The 22,848-nt window shown below is 57.5% G+C and carries 21 protein-coding genes and 1 pseudogene; 9 read left to right on the top strand and 13 right to left on the bottom strand.

Features of this window, described 5'->3' with window-relative positions; translation table 11 throughout:
- The first annotated feature begins 8 nt into the window (after positions 1–8).
- Positions 9–881, top strand: a complete 873-nt coding sequence (locus tag OS190_RS06175; protein ID WP_267157786.1) for an alpha/beta fold hydrolase — start codon at positions 9–11, stop codon at positions 879–881.
- Positions 882–899: 18 nt separating this feature from the next.
- Here the strand turns inward: OS190_RS06175 and OS190_RS06170 are convergent, their stop codons facing one another.
- From OS190_RS06170 to OS190_RS06160, 3 genes are all read right to left on the bottom strand, one after another.
- The gene (locus OS190_RS06170; RefSeq protein ID WP_267158311.1) at positions 900–1,508 is read right to left on the bottom strand and encodes a carboxymuconolactone decarboxylase family protein; all 609 of its coding nucleotides are present in this window, start codon (positions 1,506–1,508) and stop codon (positions 900–902) included.
- 187 nt (positions 1,509–1,695) lie between these two features.
- Positions 1,696–2,109, bottom strand: coding sequence for a response regulator (locus OS190_RS06165; protein WP_267157785.1), 414 nt, complete (start codon positions 2,107–2,109; stop codon positions 1,696–1,698).
- A complete protein-coding gene (locus tag OS190_RS06160; RefSeq protein WP_267157784.1) occupies positions 2,102–3,559 on the bottom strand; it encodes a sensor histidine kinase in 1,458 nt (485 codons plus the stop codon). Before OS190_RS06160 ends, OS190_RS06165 begins: the two co-directional genes overlap by 8 nt.
- Before the next feature lie 259 nt (positions 3,560–3,818).
- Here OS190_RS06160 and OS190_RS06155 point away from each other — a divergent pair, with 259 nt between their 5' ends.
- The 4 genes from OS190_RS06155 to OS190_RS06140 all read left to right on the top strand — a co-directional run bounded on the left by OS190_RS06155 (position 3,819) and on the right by OS190_RS06140 (position 7,827).
- Positions 3,819–5,780 (top strand): DNA gyrase/topoisomerase IV subunit B, encoded by a 1,962-nt coding sequence (locus OS190_RS06155; protein ID WP_267157783.1) that lies wholly within the window; start codon positions 3,819–3,821, stop codon positions 5,778–5,780.
- A 325-nt stretch (positions 5,781–6,105) separates the two neighbouring features.
- Positions 6,106–6,594 carry a hypothetical protein gene (locus OS190_RS06150; protein ID WP_267157782.1) on the top strand — a complete coding sequence of 163 codons (489 nt, stop codon included), beginning with the start codon at positions 6,106–6,108 and terminating at the stop codon, positions 6,592–6,594.
- A 145-nt stretch (positions 6,595–6,739) separates the two neighbouring features.
- Positions 6,740–7,141, top strand: a complete 402-nt coding sequence (locus OS190_RS06145; protein WP_267157781.1) for a PaaI family thioesterase — start codon at positions 6,740–6,742, stop codon at positions 7,139–7,141.
- Between the two features lie 20 nt (positions 7,142–7,161).
- Positions 7,162–7,827, top strand: a complete 666-nt coding sequence (locus tag OS190_RS06140) for a hypothetical protein (RefSeq protein ID WP_323370616.1) — start codon at positions 7,162–7,164, stop codon at positions 7,825–7,827.
- Here the strand turns inward: OS190_RS06140 and OS190_RS06135 are convergent.
- From OS190_RS06135 to pepT, 7 genes and pseudogenes are all read right to left on the bottom strand, one after another.
- Positions 7,824–8,234, bottom strand: coding sequence for a c-type cytochrome (locus OS190_RS06135; protein ID WP_267157779.1), 411 nt, complete (start codon positions 8,232–8,234; stop codon positions 7,824–7,826). The genes OS190_RS06140 and OS190_RS06135 overlap by 4 nt on opposite strands.
- A gap of 237 nt (positions 8,235–8,471) precedes the next feature.
- Positions 8,472–9,449: an Ldh family oxidoreductase gene (locus tag OS190_RS06130; protein ID WP_267157778.1), complete on the bottom strand. Its 978-nt coding sequence runs from the start codon at positions 9,447–9,449 to the stop codon at positions 8,472–8,474.
- A 233-nt stretch (positions 9,450–9,682) separates the two neighbouring features.
- Positions 9,683–10,216 (bottom strand): annotated as a pseudogene (locus OS190_RS06125) (ABC transporter ATP-binding protein); the annotation flags it as partial.
- Positions 10,209–11,492 carry a lipoprotein-releasing ABC transporter permease subunit gene (locus OS190_RS06120; protein WP_267157776.1) on the bottom strand — a complete coding sequence of 428 codons (1,284 nt, stop codon included), beginning with the start codon at positions 11,490–11,492 and terminating at the stop codon, positions 10,209–10,211. The pseudogene OS190_RS06125 and the gene OS190_RS06120, both read right to left, overlap by 8 nt.
- Positions 11,493–11,542: 50 nt before the next feature.
- Complete coding sequence (locus OS190_RS06115; RefSeq protein WP_267158310.1) at positions 11,543–12,049, bottom strand: DUF2937 family protein; 507 nt, start codon at positions 12,047–12,049, stop codon at positions 11,543–11,545.
- A 57-nt stretch (positions 12,050–12,106) separates the two neighbouring features.
- On the bottom strand, positions 12,107–13,447 hold the full coding sequence (gene proS / locus OS190_RS06110) for a proline--tRNA ligase (protein ID WP_267157775.1): 1,341 nt from the start codon (positions 13,445–13,447) through the stop codon (positions 12,107–12,109).
- A 174-nt stretch (positions 13,448–13,621) separates the two neighbouring features.
- Entirely contained in the window at positions 13,622–14,857 is a 1,236-nt protein-coding gene (gene pepT / locus OS190_RS06105; RefSeq protein ID WP_267157774.1) for a peptidase T, read from the bottom strand.
- A 139-nt stretch (positions 14,858–14,996) separates the two neighbouring features.
- On the opposite strand from pepT, the gene OS190_RS06100 reads away from it, so the two are divergent.
- From OS190_RS06100 to OS190_RS06085, 4 genes are all read left to right on the top strand, one after another.
- Positions 14,997–16,091 (top strand): AI-2E family transporter, encoded by a 1,095-nt coding sequence (locus OS190_RS06100; RefSeq protein WP_267157773.1) that lies wholly within the window; start codon positions 14,997–14,999, stop codon positions 16,089–16,091.
- Position 16,092: 1 nt separating this feature from the next.
- Positions 16,093–16,773 (top strand): P-loop NTPase family protein, encoded by a 681-nt coding sequence (locus tag OS190_RS06095; RefSeq protein WP_267157772.1) that lies wholly within the window; start codon positions 16,093–16,095, stop codon positions 16,771–16,773.
- A 63-nt stretch (positions 16,774–16,836) separates the two neighbouring features.
- Positions 16,837–19,011, top strand: coding sequence for an RNA degradosome polyphosphate kinase (locus OS190_RS06090; RefSeq protein ID WP_267157771.1), 2,175 nt, complete (start codon positions 16,837–16,839; stop codon positions 19,009–19,011).
- Positions 19,012–19,104: 93 nt separating this feature from the next.
- Complete coding sequence (locus OS190_RS06085; protein ID WP_267157770.1) at positions 19,105–20,700, top strand: Ppx/GppA family phosphatase; 1,596 nt, start codon at positions 19,105–19,107, stop codon at positions 20,698–20,700.
- On the opposite strand, the gene OS190_RS06080 is transcribed toward OS190_RS06085, so the two are convergent.
- Genes OS190_RS06080 through OS190_RS06070 form a run of 3 tightly spaced genes read right to left on the bottom strand, consistent with a single transcriptional unit; the run spans position 20,701 to position 22,824 of the window.
- Positions 20,701–21,069, bottom strand: coding sequence for a hypothetical protein (locus OS190_RS06080; RefSeq protein ID WP_267157769.1), 369 nt, complete (start codon positions 21,067–21,069; stop codon positions 20,701–20,703).
- A 46-nt stretch (positions 21,070–21,115) separates the two neighbouring features.
- Positions 21,116–22,144 carry an endonuclease/exonuclease/phosphatase family protein gene (locus tag OS190_RS06075; RefSeq protein WP_267157768.1) on the bottom strand — a complete coding sequence of 343 codons (1,029 nt, stop codon included), beginning with the start codon at positions 22,142–22,144 and terminating at the stop codon, positions 21,116–21,118.
- The gene (locus OS190_RS06070) at positions 22,144–22,824 is read right to left on the bottom strand and encodes a molecular chaperone DjiA (RefSeq protein WP_267157767.1); all 681 of its coding nucleotides are present in this window, start codon (positions 22,822–22,824) and stop codon (positions 22,144–22,146) included. The genes OS190_RS06075 and OS190_RS06070 overlap by 1 nt, the downstream gene beginning before the upstream one ends.
- Positions 22,825–22,848: the final 24 nt, after the last annotated feature.

Here is a 22,848-nt window from a genome sequence, read left to right as displayed (position 1 = left end):
GAGCCGTGATGACCGAGCCAAAATCAGAGTTTGTGGACCTGGATGGCCGTCCGTTTTTTGTGCGTCACTGGGGGAATGAAGACCTCCCCAGGCTTCTGTTGTTGCACGGGTTTCCCGAATACGGAGGGGCATGGGCGCAATTGGCCCCGCTGCTCTCGCAACGTTTTCATTGTATTGCCCCCGACCAGCGCGGTTTTGGTCAAAGCTGGGCCCCCTCCGAGGTCTCTGCCTATGCCACCTCAAGGCTCATCGGTGATATGGCGACATTGATCGGGGAAGGGCCGGTGCATGTTCTGGGACATGATTGGGGGGCGGCAGTGGCTTATGGGCTCGCCATGTTCCGCCCCGAACTGGTGTCAGATCTGATTATCCTGAACGGCGTGCATCCTGTGCCTTTCCAACGCGCACTGGCGGCCGGGGGACCACAGACCGACGCCTCGCAATATATTCATTATCTTCGTGCCGAAGGTGCCGAGGACAGGCTGATGGCAGATGACTTCGCCAAACTGACCGCGTTGTTTTCGGCCAATATGGATCACGCCTGGTCTGATGCCGCGACCGCTGCGGCCTACAAACGCGAATGGGGACGTGAGGGCAGGATGCGGGGCATGCTCAATTGGTATCGTGCGTCGCCGCTGGTTGTACCCAAGAGCGGCGAGACCGCGACCCTGCCTGATTTGCCGCTGGACAGGCTGCATGTGCACTGTCGGCATTTGCTGATCTGGGGGCGCGAGGACACTGCATTGCTGCCCGAGGCGACCGAGGGACTTGAGGCATTTGCAAAGGATCTGACCCGGGTCGAGTTCCCCGGAGCAGATCACTGGCTGCACCACCAGAAACCACAGGCCGTTGCAGATGCCATTCTGGGTTGGGTCGATTGAAACCAGATGCACAGCGCCCTAGGCATGGCCCCAATCGTCGGGGTCATCGTTATTGCCGGGGCTCAGGCCGATCACGTCACCGCTGGTGGAACAACCTAACCCCAACACTGTTCGATTGGCATAGGCGAAATAGGCAGAAACCTGATTGATCTCAAGTATCTCGCCATCATCCCAGCCTGCTGCGCGCAACTTTTGCACGTCACCCTCAACCATCTCCTGCGGCGCGATGGTAAGCTTCCTTGCATAGGTCAATGCCGCCTGCTCACGCGCGTCAAGCGGCGCAGCATCGATGTCACCCGCGTCAATGGCATGCCGCAGGGCATCTGCACGCGCATCATCGCGCATCAGGCGTTTGAGACCGGCAAAATGGTGCGCGATGCAGTAGTCACAGTGATTCAGCGAAGACACCCAAACGCCCAGCGTTTCCAGAAACCATTTTGGCACGGTATTGTCGCGGTGATGTAGCACATATTTGTATAACGCCATATGTCCCTCCATGCTGTGGGGGCGCAGGGAATGCATCATCATGATGTTGTCGACGTTATTGCCAGGTCCGGTGACACGCTTGTAGAGCGCCTGTAGTTTGCCTGTGGCGGCGTCAAAGGGGATGGTTTTGATCCAGGGCATATCGGTGGCTTTCTGATCTGGAGGAAACGGGCAGTTTCGCGCCTGACGCGGCGCATGGGCAAAGTCTGCCCTAAACCGCATGCACAAACCATGGCCGATCCAGTACAGGGTAAAACCTGATTCAAAGAAACATCGGTTTCGCACCTGTCCCAAATCGCTGCGGATGCAATGGCATGATTGCGAAATGTCAGGAATGATAGATTTCCAGTATCTTCTCCACCCCCTCTTTTTCCAGGGGCTTATGAAGATAGCCTTTGACAATGTCGATCTGTTCGGCCCGCGCCAGATCTTCAGGGTTGCTGGACGAGGTGAACATCATGACAACCACGCAGGCATGTGCTGTACCCTTCGCGACGCGACGCTGTAATTCCTCAATGGTTTGAAACCCATCCATGCGCGGCATGTTGACGTCCATCAGGATAACCAGTGGTGGATCCGCGACATGCAATTCTCCTGCATCGCGCGACACCTTTTGCAGGAATTCCTCCCCATTGGTGGCTTCACGCAGCTCTTCGAATACGCCGGCTTTCGATAGTCTTTTTCTGACGATGAAACGGTCGGCTTCGTTATCATCGACGATCATGACGGAAACCCTACACATGCCCGTTCTCCTCCGAAGGCAGGGTAAAGGTGAATCTTGTGCCCTCTCCTTCAGTGCTTTCCACTGCAATCCGTCCTCCCAACCGTTCAATCTGTTTCTGGACCAATGAAAGCCCCAAGCCGTCGCCGCTGCGTTCATCCAGCCTTTTGAACATCTGAAAAACCTGTTGCACATTTCTGGCGGGGATGCCGATTCCATTGTCTGAAATGGTGATGCGGACATGGCCGCCCTCTGTTGTGCTGGTGATACCTATCAGATGTTCGCATTTTGCCGTGTCAACATAGCGCAATGCGTTGGACAGCATGTTTTCGATGATCACTTTCAGGGTCGGCAGTTCGGTCACCACCGGATCCCTGTGCCGCAAATCCAATGCAAGCCTGGCGCGGCTGTTGCCTCCGGTCAGATCCAGCCAGATTTCCTGAATCGTCGGTTCAAGCAACACTGGCGTTTTCGGCATGCCATCACGGCCGACACGCGCGATTTGCAACACCCCTTCGACCTTATGTGCGCTGCGGCGGCTGATTTCGATGGCCCGGGTCAGATTTTCACGCAGCTCATCAATCTGTCCTTCTTCCATCGCTTCGATGCTCAGGCTCAACAGGCCGGTGATGGATAGCAAGGGAGCCTTGAGATCATGACTGGCACTATAGGCATAATGCGAAAGCTCGATGTTCAACGCGGCCAATTCCGCGTTCTTTTGCGCCACGGCCTTGGCTGCAGCAAAGCGTTCGGTAAGATCAACGATGGTGCTCATCACCATTTTCCCCGTTGGCGCATCCACCGGGGTCAGCACGATTTCGACAGGGAAACGGCTGCCGTCCTGACGGCAGGCATAAAGATCGCGTCCCAGTCCCATGGCACGGGCCGTCCTGTTGTCCATAAAATTGCCGCTATAGATCTGATGCACACGCTGGAATTCCTTGGGGACCAGCATTTCAACCCGTTGGCCAAGCATGTCGTTTTCTTCATATCCGAACAGCGAGGTGGCGGAGCGGTTCACAAAGACAATCTCCCCCCGTTCATTGACCATGATCATGGCGCTGGCGGCAGCATCCATGGCACTGTGCAACAATTCCTCGTGAAACTTGCGATGACGCAGATCAATGGCCACGACAAGCATCATGGTTTCGCTGCCTTCGGATATATATTCGAGGTTGAGTTCGAGCGGGATCAAGGCCCCGGTTTTCGTCACCCCATGCAGATCGCGGCTGGTCCCCGGGTGCCGTTGCGTGAAAGCCTGTACATAGGCACTGTGCAGCGCCGCCTGATGGTTGCGATGGCGTACAGGCATCAGCACCTCGACATCCATGCCCGTCAATTCATCCAGATCATATTCAAAAAGCGCTTCGAAATCGGCATTGGCCAACAATATCTTGCCGTCCTGCGCAACCAGAAGCATTGGAACGGGTGAGATCCCGAAAGCAAGCCGGTACTTTTCGATCAACGACAATGAGCAACCTTTCCGGCGATAGAAATCTGGAGATCTTGAACATCCATCGCTCAGAAGTAGCCCGAATTTAGTTAATGGATCCTCTACGCAGTTTGATCAGGCTCTGGAAAGCCGCAGTATTCAAAGCGCTGTTAAGGTTGGAACCGTGCTGGAAACCCCCGGAAACTCCCTGACGGGATCACCCTTGTCCCCCTTTCCCATGGCTGCGCGCTCTGACATAATCCCAGACGACGGTGAGCAATAACATACAGGCGATTTAATGACCGATCTTTTGTCCGGCCAAGACCCCAGTGACTATGACGCTTCTTCTATCGAAGTGCTGGAGGATATGGAGCATGTTCGCCTGCGTCCCGGCATGTATATCGGTGGCAAGGACGACCGCGCCCTGCATCACATGGTCGCCGAAATCATTGACAACTCGATGGACGAAGCAGTGGCAGGTCATGCCACATGGATCGAGCTTGAATTGCACGAAAACGGCCATGTCACCGTGCGGGACAACGGGCGCGGCATTCCCACAGGACCGCACCCGAAGGATCCGTCCAAATCCGCGCTTGAAATCATCTTTTGCACCCTGAACGCAGGTGGCAAATTCTCGGGCGATTCCTATGAGACCTCGGGCGGTCTGCACGGGGTCGGATCCTCGGTTGTGAATGCCCTGTCAGACCATCTGCGCGTCGAAGTGGCGCGCAACCGTGAATTATTCGCAATGGAATTTTCGCGCGGGATTCCGCAGGGGCCGCTGGAAAAGGTCGGGGCCGCCCCCAACCGGCGCGGCACCTCCGTCACCTTTCATCCGGATGCAGAAATCTTTGGTCCCTTGCGGTTGAAACCGGCGCGTTTGTTTGCGATGGCCCGCTCCAAGGCCTATTTGTTCTCGGGCATCGAAATCCGTTGGAAAACCGCGCAGAATGACGGCGATACACCGCTAGAGGCCAAGTTCCATTTTCCCGGTGGCCTGTCGGATTATCTGAAGGAAAGCCTTGGCAGTGCAATGGCTTATGCCGAAGAACCCTTTGCAGGCATGGTTGACTTCAAGGACAAGTTCAACACGCCGGGCAAGGTGGAATGGGCGATCAACTGGACCCCCTCGCGGGACGGATTTATCCAATCCTATTGCAACACCATCCCCACGCCCGAGGGCGGCACCCATGAGGCCGGTTTTTGGGCCGCGATCCTCAAGGGCATCAAGGCGTATGGCGAACTGGCAGGCAACCGCAAGGCGGGCACGATCACCCGCGAGGACCTGATTACAGGGGGCTGCGCGCTGGTCTCCTGCTTTATCCGAGAGCCGGAATTTGTGGGCCAAACCAAGGACCGACTGGCCACGGTCGAAGCGCAACGCATGGTGGAAAACGCGGTGCGCGACCACTTTGACAACTGGCTGGCCTCCGACACCAAATCCGCCGGTGCGATCCTTGATTTTCTGGTGCTGCGGGCCGAGGAACGCCTGCGCCGGCGTCAGGAAAAGGAAACCGCACGCAAATCCGCAACCAAGAAGCTCCGCCTGCCCGGCAAGCTGACCGACTGCACCTCAAAGGACCGCGTCGGCACGGAATTATTCATCGTGGAGGGCGATTCCGCGGGGGGGTCTGGCAAGGGCGCGCGCGATCGCAAGACGCAGGCGCTGTTGCCCCTGAAAGGCAAGATCCTTAACGTGCTGGGGGCGGCGTCAAACAAGTTGACGACAAATGCCGAAATCAATGACCTGTGCGAGGCCCTGGGCGTAGGCATGGGCACCAAATTCAACCTTGATGATCTGCGCTATGACAAGATCATCATCATGACCGATGCCGATGTCGACGGTGCGCATATCGCCGCTTTGCTGATGACATTCTTTTTCACCCAGATGCGGCCATTGATTGATGGCGGCCACCTCTACCTCGCCTGCCCGCCGCTGTTCCGCCTGACACAGGGGGCCAAGCGGCTTTATGTCGCCGATGACGCAGAGAAGGACTACTGGCTGGAAAAAGGCCTGGGCGGCAAGGGCAAGATCGACTTGCAACGTTTCAAGGGGCTGGGCGAGATGGACGCGAAGGACCTGAAAGAAACCACCATGGACCCCGCCACACGCAAGCTGATCCGCGTGTCAGTGCAGGAGGATGTACCCGGCGAGACCGGTGATCTGGTAGAGCGGCTGATGGGGAAGAAGCCGGAGTTGCGGTTCCAGTACATTCAGGAGAACGCGAAGTTTGCGGATATGGAGGAACTGGATGTTTGAGGGGGGCCTGTATTGTATCTGATGGTTGCGGACGAGGCTGACCAAGACGGCTCAAAGCAGTTCATAGTTTTTGCAGGTGTTTTCTATGATACCGACAAGGTCCTTAATCTACATCGTGGCATAGCCGACTTGCGGAAAAAGTATGGTTTCGAAGACGCAGACGATTTAAAATCTAACCCGAGCACCAAACCCAAAAATTGTCGAGCGTTCAGCTCACGCCGAAATTAAGAACGAGGTTCTCAGACTTGCGGGAGATCAAGGTTGCAAAATTTGCTGCTATGTCGTCCCACACGCGATAGCAAAGGGCCAAGAACATAGCGATCGAATGAAATTCGGCACGAACACATTATTGTTGAAGTTTGACCAATTCTTGCGGGAAAATGGAAAGGTTGGAGGGATAGCATTTTTCGATCAAACCACTGACTTTAAGCAGCTTCAGTATTTCAGAGAGATTTTCCAGTTCGGAATGGAATTCAAAGAAACTAGGAAACGATTGGAGCACATCGTTTCAATCGATAACACAGGAACAAATCACTCACATCTTTCATCAATAACAGACATCGTAGTGGGGGCGTTCCGGTTCGTAGCTAACGAGCCTGATAAAGATAAGGTTGGCACTGTACTTGTAGGTCTATTGGGGAAATTGATGTGGGGAGTAAGAGGCCATGACGGCGTGCTTCAAGTCGCTGAACGAGGGCTATGCATCAGACCAAAGAGTATTTCTCATATTGGCCATCAAGCTGATATTCGTGCCTTTCGCGATAGATTAAACTTGATGAGTCAGAACGCCTCTAAGCCAGTTGATGGCTCTTGATTGGCTTTGCATCCCAAACTATCGTCCTGCCTAAAGCCCCTCCCCATGTGGGCAAGTGTCGCGCAGCGTGGGTTGCACCACCCTACCAATCCCCGAAATGACGCCGTAGGGTGGGTGCAACCCACGCATAACGGAAACCGCAGACATGACACCCGAAACCGCCCAGACCATCCTTGATCAGGGGTTCGCCCCTTGGATCAAGGCCCTGTCCCCCGTGATCAGCGAAATCTCCGCCGCGCGCACCGTCATGACCATTCCGATCACGCCCGACATCAAACGCATTGGCGACATTGTCTGTGGACAGGCCCTCACCGCGCTGGCCGATACCGCGATGGTCTTGGCCTGTTTCGGGCATCTGGACGCGCCCGAGCCCGTGGGCACCGTCACGCTGGACACACAGTTTCTGCGCCCGGCAACGGGCGACAGCATCCGCTGTGAGGCCGAAGTCACCCGGGCGGGGAAGTCCATGATGTTTACCCGTTGCACCCTGATCGCCGAACCTTCGGGCAAAGCCGTTGCCATGGCCACGGCTACCTTTGCACGGTGATGAGGACGACTGCGCTAATAATGCTGGTCTGTCTGCTGCTGACTGCCTGCAGCCGCCCTCTGACCGAGAATGAACGCGCCTTCCTCGGCACGATACACGGTGACACGCTGAACTATGATCGGGTTCGGCTGCATGACGGGGCACCGACCCGCGCCGTGACGTTCCGGCGCAAGCCGCGTCCGCGCACCACCTGCCGTGAGCTGATCCTGCCGCCCCCCACAGATGAAATCGTGACAAGCAAGCCCGCCGCTGTGGCGCTATATAACCGCATCCTGTTCGACAAGGACTGGTATATCGAGGACTATCTGCCCGACTATCCTGACACCATCGGGTTGATCGCCGCGATGCTGTTCGCGCATGAGCTGACCCATGTCTGGCAATGGCAGAACCGCGCCACAACTGGATATTCACCGCTGCGCGCCGCATCCGAACACAGCGGCAGCGCCGATCCCTATCTGTTTGAAATCGACGACGACCGCAAATTCAGCGATTTTGCCTATGAACAGCAAGGGTCGATTGTCGAGGAATATGTCTGCTGCCGTGCCATGGCACCGACAGCACCGCGCACCGAGCGCCTGCACGGGCTGATCGCCCAGGTCATGCCGGTGACGCCCCTGCCCCAGTCGCGAGAATGGAATCTGCGCCTGCCCTGGGACGGGGTCGATCCGCGCGGGATTTGTGGCTAGCGTTGCAGGCTTTCGAGATAGGCCAGCACACCGGCCAGGGCACGCGGTGTCGGCGTCAGCACACCGTCGACCTCGACCGGCACAAGATCATCCGCCATCGCACCGCCGAATTGGGGCATCACGCGGGCCAGATGGCTTTGCTCGGGATCCCCCCAAATCGTGCTGAGTGTCCGCGCCGTCGGGAACACACCGCCATTGTCGCGCGCCAGAACCGTCAGATCCGGTGGCCGCGCAGTCAGCCAGGTATCCGCAGCCCCCGCACCACGCGCATCGCCACCATGGCAGGCCACGCAATTTGCCGCAAAAAACGCCGCCCCTTCAGGCGCGTCGGGCATGGAATTCGGTGCACAGGCCGCCAGCAGGACAAGACCGATACCGGCACCCAGAGATGTGCGAAGGACGGGCATGGCAAATTCTCCTAAGTTGCTATTCCGGTCACATTCTGCCGGTGCGGTGACTAGGTCCATGATCCACATCAATACGATGCCGAAAAATCGCGCAATAAGGCAACTCACCGGTAGTGTGCTGCGCGGGGCGTTGGTGACGGTTTACCGGATGTGTCGCAAGCTCGCAGTACATTCGGAACCGGGTGCTGTAACAGGCATTGCCGAACCGGCAGGAAGAACCAGCAGGCCACGCCAAGTTTAACCGGCCAGCGCCAACATCTGATCCCAAAGCGCATCCGGCACCTCTACCGGATCCATTCGTTGCTTGTTCTGGCCGGGCATCCGCGCACCTTCATCGGCGCTGGCCTCGGCACTCAATATCTCGAGTTTGTCGGCAAAATCAGGCGCATTGGCGGGGTCGATCACAATGTAATATTGCCCCAGATCATGTGGTTTGCCCTCGGGGGTCTTCAGCGGTTTGACATCGCGCGAAAGCACACCGCCGGTCAAACCAGCCGCCAGAATTTCGGCCATCAAACCGAACCCCCAGCCCTTGTATCCGCCCATCGAAACCAGCGAACCTTCTATGGCTTTGGCAGGGTCTGTTGTGGAATTGCCCTGTGCATCCACCGCCCAGCCTTCTGGGATGCTTTCGCCTGCGGCTTTGGCCATGGTGATCTTGCCCAGCGCCACGGTCGAGGTAGATTGATCAAACTGCATTGCAATGCCGCCCGCGCCATCGGGGACGGAAAACGCAATCGGATTGGTTCCGATCACACGGGTCTTGCCCCCCGGTGCGGCCACAATGGGCGAAGCATTGGTGAAGCCAAGGCCGATAAAACCTGCACGGGCGATTTGTTCGGTAAAATAGCCCAGTGAGGTGCAGGTATGGGCATGACCCACCGCAAGTGAGGCGATCCCCGATTGACGCGCCGCATCCAGAGCAACCGGTAGGCCATAGGCAAAGGCAGGCTGTGCAAAGCCAAAATGCGCGTCCACATGAATGCTGGCACTGCGCACCTTGTTGACCGTTGGCGTGACGCTGCCATCCACGCGACCGGACTTGAGTTGCAGGCAATAGCTTTCAACATAGTAAAGCCCGCAAATCTTGTTCCCGATGGCTTCGGCTTCTGCCACGGCCCGCGCGACCTCAGCAGCGGGAAACCCGTCAGCTCCATGGGCAAGCAAGGCCGCCTGAACCGTTTGTTGTATCTTGTCTAACGAAACCTGAACCATCGTTAACCCTTGTCTGCGAGGATTTGAAACCCCCAAAGCAAACTGTGGGCAAGGGTGTATCCTGCGTCAAGACTATCTGCGCTTTACACCGGCACCAGCTGCCCTGAGTCGAGCCTGATCTGACGGTCCATACGGGCAGCAAGATCAAGGTTGTGGGTGGCGATCAGCGCCGAAAGCCCGGTTTCCCGAACCAGATCAAGCAATGCGGCAAACACCTGATCCGAAGTCGCAGGATCAAGGTTGCCGGTTGGTTCATCCGCCAGGAGCAATTGCGGCGCATTGGCAAGTGCGCGACAAAATGCCACCCGCTGCTGTTCTCCACCCGAGAGCGCAGCGGGACGGTGATCGGCGCGAGGGGCAATTCCGACTTTTTCAAGCAATGCCAAGGCCCGGATCCCGGCCTGAGCACGGGGAACTCCATTTGCCAGTTGCGGCAACAGGATGTTTTCAAGTGCCGAAAATTCCGGCAGCAGATGGTGGAATTGATAGATGAATCCGACATCAGACCGGCGTATACGGGTGCGCCGCCGGTCTGATTGTCCTGTCATATCATCCCCTGCGATCCGCACGGTGCCACTGTCAGGTGTGTCCAACAGCCCCGCGATATGCAGCAGTGTCGATTTGCCCGCTCCCGATGGCGCGACCAGTGCCACCACCTCGCCCGCCGCAAGCGTCAGGTCGATGCCGCGCAGGACCTGCACTTCGTTCGGTTTACCCAGGTTATAGACCTTGGTGATGTTTTCAAGCTGGAGAACCGGATCATTCATACCGCAATGCCTCCACCGGGTTCATCCGCGCCGCACGCCGCGCCGGAAAGATCGTCACGACAAAGGACAGGCCCAAAGACAGGCTGATGGCCGACAGCACATCCCCCAATTGCAGCTTGGCTGGAAGGAAATAGATGCCACGTATCGAGGCATCCCATGCCGTGCCCCCTGAAAGATAGTTCACAAACCCGAAAATCTGGTCGACATAAACGGCAAACAGACAACCGAACACAACACCCAAACCCGTGCCAATGATGCCAGTAAAGGCACCACAGATAAAAAATACCCGCATGATTGACCCCTGTGTAAGGCCCATCGTGCGCAGGATACCAATATCGCGGCCCTTGTTTTTGACCAGCATGATCAGCCCTGACACGATGTTCATCGCAGCGATCAAGACCAGCACTGACAGGATCACGAACATCACGCGGTCTTCGATGTCCAGAGCGCTCAGGAAAGACCCCGATGCATCCCGCCAGGTCCAGATCTGGCCGCCTGGGCCAGCGGCCTGCAACAGTTGCATTGCCATATCATCGACGGCTTCCGGATCTTCGACCATGACTTCAAGTTCATCTGCCAACCCTTCACGATTGAAAAATATTTGTGCCTCTCTTAGAGGCAGATAAACACGGGTTCGGTCGATGTCATACCGCCCGGCCGCAAAGATATATACCACCTCATATGCGTTCACACGCGGGCTGGTGCCAAACGCGGTTTTCACACCATTAGGCGAAATCAGCTTGACGCGGTCCCCCACCGTCACCCCCAGGGTGCGGGCCACACCGATGCCGATGGCAATGCCTTCGTCAAAACGGTTGATGTCACCCTCTGCCTGTTCCGACACCGCAATGCGCGGGATGGTCTTGAGATCATCAGTCGCAATGCCGAATACCTCGACGCCCGCATTGGACTGTCCACTGTTCGCCATCACCTGTTGGCGCACCAGGGGTGCAACACGGGTCACGCCAGGCACCTGCGCGACCTCTGCGGCCAGGCTTTCATAGTCGGCAATGCTGCGATCGATCTGGCCGTTGGCCGCCACCTCGCCCATCTGATAGACAGTCACATGGGCATTCGCGCCCAGAATGGTGTCAACAAATTCCGCCCGAAACCCCGAACGCACCGACAGGGTTGCGATCAGGGCAAACACCGCCAATGTGATGCCGATCAGGCTGATCCATGTCATAACGCTGACGCCGCCCTCGGCACGCCGCGCGCGCAGGTAGCGCCAGGCGATCATCCATTCAAAAGCTGCAAAAGGGGGCGTCTGCGCCATATAAAAGTCCTCAGAGGTACCGCGCAAGGTGGCGGTTTGACGTGGGGCGGTCAAGCGGTCTTGGCCCCGGCGGACCGGCGGCGAAACGGCCAGCGTAGCAACCGGAACAACACCGCTGAAAACCCGCCACCCACAAGGAAACCGGTCAGGGCGAAACTGATCCCGGCAAAATTCAGCGGCAATGCAGGTTGATAGGCATGCCAGGCTGCCTGTGCGATCTGCCGATCCCGAAGCCGTGGCAGATGATAGGCGCGCATGAATGGGCCCTGGCCCTCCAGTGCCGCCAGATCCGCGCTCAACCGGGCATGACGTGCAAAGGTCACGGTCATATCCACCCGCCGTCGTTCGAGAAAATCACTGCCTACCATTTGAGTCAGGGCTGCCTCGCGGCTAAGACCAACCGCCGCCGCAGAAGCATCGAAATCCGCCACCACATCGGCCAGGGCATCAACCGCACCGCCCAGACGTTGGGTGTATTGCTGCGAAAACTCCGGAAATTGCGACGTTGCCGCCGCACCGGCAATACCGCCGGCAAGGGTCAACACGCGCAAGATCATCGGCACCGGCTCCCGATCGGGGGCCACCCCTCCCGTGCCTCCGGCCGGATCGACACCTCAGGCGATACCGGCATAGATTTGCGCCAGTTTCTGCACTGCGGCCTCTGGTGGCAATTCCTCGCTATCCCCCGTGCGCCGACAGGTCAGTTCCACGACACCATTCTTCAATCCGCGCGGCCCGACCGTTATCCGCCATGGCAAACCAATCAGATCCATCGAGGCAAACTTGCCGCCCGCACGTTCCTTGCGATCATCATACAGCGGGTCGAGCCCCAGCAGTTCCAGCGCCGAATAAAGCGCGTCACAAGCTGCATCGGCTTCGGCATCTCCCTGTTTCAAATTCACGATTCCGGCGTGGAATGGCGTCACCCCTTCGGGCCAGATGATGCCTTTCTCGTCATGGCTGGCTTCGATAATCGCCCCCAACAGGCGGCTGACGCCAATGCCGTGACTGCCCATATGCACCGCAGTTGACTTGCCATCAGGGCCTTGAACAGTCGCGCCCATCGCTTCGGAATACTTGGTCCCGAAATAAAAGATCTGTCCCACTTCGATGCCCCGGGCCCTGCGGCGGCGCTCCTCGGGTACCGCGTTAAACAGGGTCTCATCATGGGTTTCGTCGGTGCGGGCGTATTTCGTGGTGAATTCCTCCATCACCGCGGCACAATCCGCTACACTGCCATAATCGATCTCGCGGTCGCCAAAGCTCAGATCCGTCACTGCACTGTCGTAGAACACTTCGGATTCACCGGTCTCCGCCAGCACCAGAAACTCATGGGTGTTATCACCACCCATGGCACCCGAATCCGCCCGCATCGGAATCGCCTGCAAGCCCATACGCTCATAGGTCCGCAGATAGGTCACCAGATGACGGTTGTAACTGTGCAGCGCATCTTCCTTGGTCAGATCAAAGTTATAGCCGTCCTTCATCAGGAATTCGCGCCCCCGCATCACACCGAAGCGCGGTCGCACTTCGTCACGAAACTTCCACTGGATCTGATAGAGCGTCAGCGGCAGGTCCTTGTAGCTGCTGACATGCGAACGGAAAATATCCGTGATCAACTCTTCGGCGGTCGGCGTGAACAACATCTCGCGCCCGCCGCGGTCCTTGAGCCGCAGCATTTCATCCCCAAAGGCATCATAGCGGCCACTTTCATGCCACAGGTCGGCAGATTGGATCGTCGGCATCAACATCGCCAGATGCCCTGCCCGTGCCTGCTCTTCATGCACGATGTTTTCAAGCTTGCGCAAAATCTTGAACCCCATCGGCAACCAGGAATAAATCCCCGCCGCCGACTGCTTGATCAATCCCGCCCGCAGCATCAGCCGGTGGCTGACAATCTGCGCCTCGGAAGGGTTCTCTTTCAGCACAGGCAGGAAATAACGGCTCATTCGCATGGGAACATTCCTCGAAACACATTTCATATCCCGCGTTGACTAATTCAAAGCCACGCCCGCTACAACGATCTTCTCTTTTTGGCCGGCAAATACCGCGGAGGTTTGGAGGCAGAGCCTCCAACAGATTTTCCGCCAGGAAAATCAATCAATCATATGCAGGCTCTGCCTGCGCCTTTAGCTCACAGCCCGCTGGGCAAGGGCCAGGGCAACACGGGTAGCCAAAGCCATATCCTGCACCGAAATCCATTCCAGCGGCCCGTGAATCTCCTGCATCCCGGTAAAGACATTGGGACAGGGTACACCCATCTCGGTCAGGCGCGACCCATCCGTCCCCCCCCTGATCGGCACGGATACCGGGTCCAGCCCCACATCGGCCACCGCGGCCCGCACCAGGTCGACCGGTGTCATGTCTTTTTCCAGCCAGTAGCGCATGTTGCGATATTGTGCAGTGATGTCGCAGGTGATGCGCGCCCGTGGTTCCGTCGCTGCAACGGTGTCACAGATCCGGCGCAACAGATCCCCTTTGGCCGCAAGTCCGTCCAGTTCGAAATCACGCAGGATCAGGGTGATCTCGGCTTCTGACGATCCACCGTTGATCTCGGACACGTGAATAAAGCCTTCCGTGCCATCGGTTGTATCTGGGGTAAGCGCGACCTGCGGCAGCATCATAACGATCTTGGAAACAAGATGCAGGGCATTGACCATCTTGCCTTTTGCAAAGCCCGGATGCGCCGAGACCCCCACCACCTTGATCACGGCCCCATCCGCCGAAAAGGTCTCGAATTCGATCTCTCCGGGTTTGCCGCCGTCAAAGGTATAGGCAAAATCCACACCAAAATCCGCCGGCAACCGTGGATCCACGCCACGTCCGATTTCCTCATCCGGAGTAAAGGCCAGCCGGATGCCACCATGTTTGATCTCGGGGTTAGTCAGCAAATGTCGCGCGGCGGTCATGGCAATGGCAACCCCTGCCTTGTCATCTCCACCCAGGAGCGTCAGACCGCTTGCCGTGATGATATCCTCGCCTTGCTTTCCCGCCAGATGGGGCGAGTTTTCCGGCGACAGTTTCAATTCAGGTGCATCGGCAAAGGTGATGTCGCCACCGTTATAGCCACGATGCACCACGGGCTTTACCCCGGATGCATTGAACTGCGGTGCTGTATCCACATGGGCGCACCAGCCCATCAACGGACCTTCTGCCGTTGCGGGAATCGTGGCCAGGACAACACCATAATCGGTCAACTGAACATCCTTGGCCCCCATTTCTTCCAGTTCAGCCACCAACAGGCGCGACATGTCCAATTGGATGGCAGTGCTGGGCTGGCTTGGGGATGCCGCATCGCTCTGGCTGTCGATGGCGGCGTAACGGACCAGACGTTCTTCGAGTTCACGGTCAAATTCGCTATGCATGAATGGCTCTCCTTTTCGCCGATGTGGAGACTTTCGTACCGCCAAGTCAAGACCGGTCCAGCAGATGTTTTCACGGTTCGGCCCTTGAAATGCAGCCTTGTTCGCGCAATGTGAGGCCTGCAGCTAACGGAGAACCCTCATGGCATTGCCGATCCGCGACCAACTGAAATACTGGGGCATCGCCATGGCGGTGTTTCTGGTCATCCTGTGGTTCCTGGGCGATGTCCTGATGCCCTTCCTGCTGGGGGGGGCCATTGCCTATTTCCTTGATCCTGTCGCCGACCGGCTTGAGCGGCTGGGGCTCAGCCGCACCTTTGCTACCGCCCTGATCACGGTGGTGGCCATCCTGATGTTTGTCGTGATCACCCTGTTGATCGTTCCGACACTCAGTTCCCAGGCGGTGAATCTGGTCAAAACCGCGCCGCAATTGTTCACCGATTTCACCGCCTTTCTGACCAAGCGTTTTCCTGCCCTGCTTGATGAAAGCTCGACACTCAGCACCTCGCTTACTTCACTGGGTGCCACCATTCAGGAACGCGGTGGAAAATTGCTTGAAACCGCGCTTTCGTCCTTTGCATCGATCCTGAACATCGTTGTGTTGTTTGTCATTGTCCCGGTTGTTGCTGTCTATCTGCTGCTGGACTGGGACCGTATGGTTGCCTCGATCGATACGCTCATCCCGCGCGATCATGCACCCACGATCCGCCATCTGGCGCGCGAGATCGACAAGACTCTCGCCTCGTTCATTCGTGGAATGGGCACCGTCTGCCTGGTGCTTGGCACCTATTATGCCATCGCGTTAATGGTCGTGGGGCTGCAATTCGGACTGGTTGTCGGCTTTATTGCCGGTCTTGTGACCTTTATTCCCTATCTGGGTGCCCTTTTGGGCGGGGCCCTGGCGATCGGGCTGGCGCTGTTTCAGTTCTGGGGTGACTGGCTGTCGATCGGCCTGGTTGCGGGTATCTTTGCCTTGGGACAGGTGATCGAAGGCAATATCCTGACTCCCAAATTGGTGGGCAACTCAGTGGGCTTGCATCCAGTCTGGTTGATTCTTTCACTTTCGGTCTTTGGTACGCTTTTCGGCTTTGTCGGTATGTTGGTTGCCGTACCCCTGGCCGCCGCATTGGGGGTGCTCGCGCGCTTTGGCGTCGCACAATACCGTCAAAGTCTGCTCTATCGCGGCGTGGACAGCCCCGAGCAATCCCAGAATTCGACCAACTCTGACGGGATCTGACATGGCAGAGCAACTCGGCTTTGACCTGCCCAGCCGCACGGCGCTGGACAGGGATGCATTTTTTGTCGCGCCTTCCAATGCCGTCGCACTTGCGATGATTGACACATGGCCCGCCTGGGCCGGAGGCAAACTGGTGCTCTGTGGTCCCAAGGGGGCAGGCAAGACCCACCTTGCGCATGTGTGGGCGCGCGTTACCGGGGCGCAAATCATTGCCGCCTCTGATCTGGTCAAGGCGGAGGTACCCAGGCTTGCAAGACATCATGTCGTTGTGGAAGACCTGCCCGAAATTGCGGGCGATTCAGAGACCGAGACTGCAGTCTTTCACCTGCACAACCTGACATTGGCCGAAGGCAAAAGCCTGCTTATGACCGGGAGACCGCCCGTCACCGGGTGGGGACTGCACCTGCCCGATTTGATGAGCCGTCTTCAAGGGACCACTTCCTGCGCGGTCGAAGCCCCTGACGATGCGCTTTTGTCTGCCCTGTTGGTCAAGCTGATGGCCGACCGGCAACTCGTACCCAAGCCAGCCCTGATCAGTTATCTGCTCAAACGGATGGACCGGTCCTATGCAGGTGCCATCGAACTGGTTGCGCGCCTCGATGCTGCCAGCCTTGCGCGGCAAAAACCCATTACAACTGCACTCGCGGCCAGGGTGCTGGACAATACTACCCCGGACGCGTGATACTGGGTTTGATCGCGCTCGAACTATCACAAATCTTTTACATTCCAGCCCCATAAGGCCGCTATGACTCAAACCGATTTTCTGACGGGTCGCTTTCCACCCGCTGTCGAGATACCTGCGCTTGACCTGAACGGCCCCGGCCGTTTCTTTAACCGCGAGTTGAGCTGGCTCGACTTCAACTGGCGCGTGCTGGAAGAAGCCGAAAACCCCCGCGTCCCCCTGTTGGAGCGGTTACGGTTCCTGTCGATTTCAGCGGATAATTTGGATGAATTTTACACCGTCCGTGTTGCAGGTTTGCGTGAACTGGCACAGGCGGGCAATACCACACCTGCGGCTGACGGGCTGACACCTGCGGAGCAATTGGTGCTGATCAACGAGGATGCCCGCAGTCTGATGATGAACCAACAGCGTGTGCTGGTTGACCTGATGGCAGAAATGGACGCGCAAAACATCTTTCTGGAGCGCACGGCGGATCTGACAGAGCATGACCTGACCTATCTGATGGATGTCTTTCTGAATCAGGTCTTTGCGGTTCTGTCACCTCTTGCGATCGACCCTGCGCATCCGTTTCCATTTATCCCCAATACCGGTTACGCTTTGGCATTGCAGCTTGAACGGACCAGCGACAAACGTCCCTTGCAAGCCTTGTTGCCGATTCCGGCGCAGATCGACCGTTTCGTCGCCCTGCCCGCCCCCGACGACAGTTTGCGTTATCTCCCGCTTGAAGATTTGCTGGTCATTCACATTCCTGACCTCTTTCCAGGATACAAATTGAAATCCCACTTTGAATTCCGTGTCTTGCGCGACAGCGATCTGGAAGTCGAAGACGAGGCCGAAGACCTGGTGCGCGAATTCGAGGTTGCCCTGAAACGGCGGCGGCGAGGCGAGGTTGTGCGGTTGACCCATTCCTCCGGTGCGCCGGAAAAACTGAAGTCGGTGATCATGGCCGAACTTGGGGTGCATGAGCGCGACGTTATCGAGATTGACGGCATGATCGGTGTAGATGACCTGTCTGAACTGGTCACCGACGCACGTCCGGACCTGCTGTGGCCGGTATTCACACCGCGCATTCCCGAGCGTGTGACCGACCATGATGGCGACATGTTCAAGGCCATTCGTCAAAAGGACATGTTGCTGCATCACCCCTACGAGACCTTTGACATGGTTGTGCGCTTTATCAACCAGGCTGCGCGTGACCCCGATGTGGTGGCGATCAAACAGACACTCTATCGCACATCGCGCGACAGCCCGATTGTCGAAGCTTTGTGCGAAGCGGCGGAAGATGGCAAATCCGTCACCGCCCTGGTCGAACTCAAGGCGCGCTTTGACGAGGCGGCCAATATCCGTCAGTCCCGTCGCCTGGAACGCGCTGGGGCACATGTGGTCTATGGTTTCATCGATCTGAAAACACACGCGAAAATCTCTACTGTCGTGCGACGTGAAGGCAGACAACTGGTCACTTACACCCATTATGGCACCGGCAATTACCACCCGATCACGGCGCGGATCTATACCGATTTATCCTTGTTCACCTGCGATCAGAAACTGGGGCGCGATGCGACAAAGGTCTTTAACTATCTGTCCGGGTATGCACAGCCTGACAGCCTTGATAACCTAGCGATTTCCCCAACAACCCTGAAACCCCGGCTGCTGGCCATGATCGCTGCCGAAGCGGATCATGCCCGTGCAGGCAAACCCGCAGTGATCTGGGCCAAGATGAATTCGCTGATCGACGCCGAGGTGATCGACGCGCTATATGCCGCATCACAAGCCGGGGTGCAGATCAGTCTGGTGATCCGTGGCATTTGCGGACTGCGCCCCGGTGTGATGGGACTGTCTGAAAATATCCGCGTCAAATCCATCGTTGGCCGTTTCCTTGAACATTCGCGCATCGTTTGTTTTGGTAACGGCTCTGGCCTTCCACACAAAAAGGCGCGTGTCTTTATCTCCTCAGCGGATTGGATGGGGCGCAACCTGAACCGGCGTGTCGAAACTTTGGTCGAAATCGAAAACCCGACCGTCAAGGCACAGATCGTCAGCCAGATCATGGCCGCCAATCTGGCGGACGTGGCGCAGAGCTGGGTCATGTCACCGGATGGGAAATTCACGCGCCCCGCCTATCAGGAAGGGCAGTTCACCTTTAGTTGCCACCGCTTTTTCATGGAGAACCCCTCGCTTTCGGGGCGTGGGTCGGCGGGCGCATCGGATGTACCAAAGTTAACCCATACCGACGACTGATCGGATAACACTGTAGAAAACAGGGGTTAACGATTGACCCCACCCTATTGCTGGCACATCTTGCCCAAGTGACCGGCCGCACGAGGAGAGCGCATGGCAGACCGGACCGAAACGAGCCCCACGGCGGTTCCAGAAACCGGAGTCGCCGATCTGGGTCTTTTTGGCAAACCTCTGTTTCAAGATCCCTCGGCCCGTGCTTTGGCGCGTGTCGGTGTGGTTGATGTCGGATCAAACTCTGTCCGTCTGGTAGTATTTGACGGCGCGGCGCGCTCGCCTGCCTATTTCTACAACGAAAAAATCATGTGCGCCCTTGGTGCTGGTATGGCGGAAACCGGACATCTGTCGCCAGAGGGGCGTGTGCGTGCCATGTCGGCCATGCGCCGCTTCAAAAAGTTGGCCGATGGCATGGGCTTGTCCGAACTGTCGGTCGTTGCCACTGCTGCCGTGCGTGATGCCAGCGACGGGCGCGATTTCCGCGACGAAGTGCTGCGTGAAACAGGTTTGCGGATCTGGGTCATCGACGGCAAGGAAGAAGCGCGCCTCTCCGCCCAGGGTGTATTGCTGGGCTGGCCCGGAGCCTATGGGCTGGTCTGTGACATCGGAGGTTCCTCGATGGAACTTGCCGAAATCTCGGGCGGGCGCGTCGGGCGGCGCGAGACTTCGCAACTTGGTCCGCTGAAACTGCGCGACATCAAGGGCGGTGCCAAGGCCCGAAAAGCCCATATCGCAGAGGTGATGGCAGGTCTCGAAGACGCCATGGGCGCACAGCGGGACCGACTGTTTCTGGTCGGTGGATCATGGCGTGCCATCGCCCGTATCGACATGGCACGACGCGGCTATCCCCTGCAAGTGCTGCATGAATACCGCATGACGTCGCGCGCGGTTTCAGCGACGGTCAAATACATCAAGCAAACAGATCCCGAAGAATTGCGCCAGATTTCCGGCGTCTCTTCCAATCGGATGGCGCTGGTTCCCTATGCCGCCGAAGTTCTGGGTCGCTTGATAAAAACATTCCGGCCCAAGGACATAGCAGTATCAAGTTACGGTATTCGCGAGGGCATGCTCTATGAACAAATGCCGCAGCGCCTGCGCGACCGTGATCCCCTGATCGAAGCCTGCCGTTTTGCCGAGGCGAAAGATGCCCGCATGCCGGGCTTTGGCAAGATCCTGAACAACTTCATCCTGCCATTGTTCAAATCCGCTCCCGCCCCGCGTAAACGGCTGATCAAGGCGGCCTGCCTGTTACATGATGTCAGCTGGCGTGCCCATCCCGATTACCGGGCCGAGGTCTGCTTTGACAATGCCACGCGGGCCAATCTGGGTGGGCTGAAACATTCCGAACGTATTTTCTTGGGGCTGAGTTTGCTGCACCGCTATTCCAACAAACGCGAGAACAAGCGGTTCAACGATCTTTATGAAATGTTGGACGAAAAACAACGCGCCGATGCGGAAATCGTCGGCAAAGCCATGCGGTTCGGCGCGATGATGTGGATGAATCCCGACGAAGATCGCGGGGAACTGCGTTGGTTCTCCAAGAAGAAGCAACTTCAGCTGCGGCTGACACGGGACATGTTACCGCTGTTTGGTGAGGTGGCTCAGGCGCGGCTTGAATCCCTTGCTGCCTCTCTGGGGGCGACGGTCGAGATCAAGACAGTCAACTCCCCAAAAACGTCAAGATCCCGGTCATGATCAAAGATCAACCTGCGGCGCGGGCAACGTCGGTGTATCGGGCGGTGTCATCGGATGGTCGGGTTTGCGCCGGATGATGATATCCCCATTGGGCAAGACTTCCGGCGGTTGATAGGCGCTCCAGTCCTCGATCTCGGTCAGAAGGTCTGCAAGTTTCGGGCCCATTTCGTCTGCGAACTGCTTCAGGGCCGGCCCCATCTCATCTGCAAGCCCTTGAAATTCATCAATTGCTGGCTCCATTTCCTTGAGGATCCCCTCAAGGAACATTTGTGCGCCCCGTTCTATCAAGGACAGGCCATCGGCCTCTTCCGCCTGAGCCACGGTGGCAAAGAACAGTGCAATCACAGCATGGGAAATGATCTGTTTCATGGATCCACTATAGGATGAATACACCGAAATTGCGAGGGGGAGCCGATCAGCCGTCCTCAAAATCAATCGTTACCGGAAAATGATCCGATGCCAGGACAAGCGCATCACGCAAGGCCGGAGTGTGCCAGCACCCCGGATCATCAAGAGGATGCCAGATGCGCCAGCGTGCCTGCCTGGCGCGGATATCATCGGTGACCATGATATAGTCCAGCAAAGCTTGTAAAAACCGGTTCTCCTGACGGATCCAGAACCGTGCAGAGGTTGGCATCGCGCCCAGTTTACGTGAAAGTGCCAGCCGTGCGTGCGGATCGAACAAGGGGGCGGTCCCGCCGTGCCCCATAATGATCTCAACAGAGGAGCGACCGAACAGGTTCTCGAATTCGTCCAGCCCGACGCCATCATTCAGATCCCCCAGCACCATCAGGGGCCTGCCTGCTGACAGATGTTCCTCGATCCGGCCGCGCAGCCAGATCGCCTGAGCCAATTGCTTGCGGCGGTTGGCGATGTTGATCTGCAAGGCCTGCGCCGGGCTGCGCGCTCCAAAAGGCGCTTTTGATTTCAAATGTGCACCGATCATGTGAAAACCGAAACCCGATCTGGTTTCAATCGCCAGTTCCAGCGGCGGCTTTGAAAAAACCACCAGGTCCTCTGCCGCATCAATGTCCAGATCAATTGCCAACTTGCCGTCAAAACGCGGCATCCCCTGCTCCCCCAACACCCCGGTCAGGGCACCGCCCGGTTCATGACGCGCACTCAGGACATCGGGATCATACAACAACGCGATTTCCTGCTGGGTATCATTGGGAAATCCGATGACGGCGGTGCGGGCGCGCAGGCCGAAATGCGCCGCAAAGGTGCCAAGTGCAGCAATCGTCGAACGGCTCTTGCTGTCATCAGGGGCTTCGATCACCATGATCGCATCGGCATCCAGCGCTTGAAACACAGTGCCCAGGGCTGCGGTTTGTTCGGCGCGGGTGACATTGTGACGCGCGGACCAGCCGGCGTCATCAAACAGCCCCCCTGCATCGTCAAACAAGGAAGAAAACCACTCGACGTTATAGGTTGCGATCCGCATCAGGCCGCTTTGCCAGACAACGTCGCCCAGGCCCGGTTAATATCAACCATGCGTTTTTCGGCCATGCGGATCGCCTCTGCCGGTAGCCCCCGCGAAACCAATGCGTCCGGATGATTGTCGCGCACCAATTGTCGCCAGGCCGCGCGCGCTTCGGCAAGGCTGGCGTTGGGGGCGATGCCCAGAACCATATGCGGCAGCGGCGTGGTATCGGGCACGAACCGCGCCTTGAGGGCATGAAACCGCGTATCCGATATGCCAAATATGCGCGCCACATCTTCAAGAAACGCATCCTCGTTCGGATGATAGGTGCCATCCGCCATGGCAATGTGAAACAAGCCCTCCATCACATCACAGAGCATTTCCGGCTGACCGCGAAACATCGCTGCAATCCGGCGGGCATATCCGTCAAATCCGGTAACATCCTGACGCGCAAGGTTGAAAACACGCGCGGCTCCTTCGGTGTCACCCTCGGCCATCTGAAAAACCTCACGAAAGGCCATCACCTCGTCACGGGTAACCTGACCGTCGGCCTTGGCCATTTTTGCCCCCAGCGCAATCACTGCAATGGTAAAGGCAACAGAACGTTCCGGCGGGCTGCGCAACCGGTCAAAGACCGCTGACAGACCCTCCCCTGAGGTCAGCGCAGAAAGCGCTTCGGTGATGCGTAACCAGATCGACATGACCAGAGTCTAACCGAGCCGCAC

Origin of the sequence: Sulfitobacter sp. F26204 (assembly GCF_026410305.1) — a bacterium.
Lineage (GTDB): Bacteria > Pseudomonadota > Alphaproteobacteria > Rhodobacterales > Rhodobacteraceae > Sulfitobacter.
Note: the sequence above shows the minus strand (reverse complement) of the source record. Positions and strands in the feature narration are given on the sequence as shown.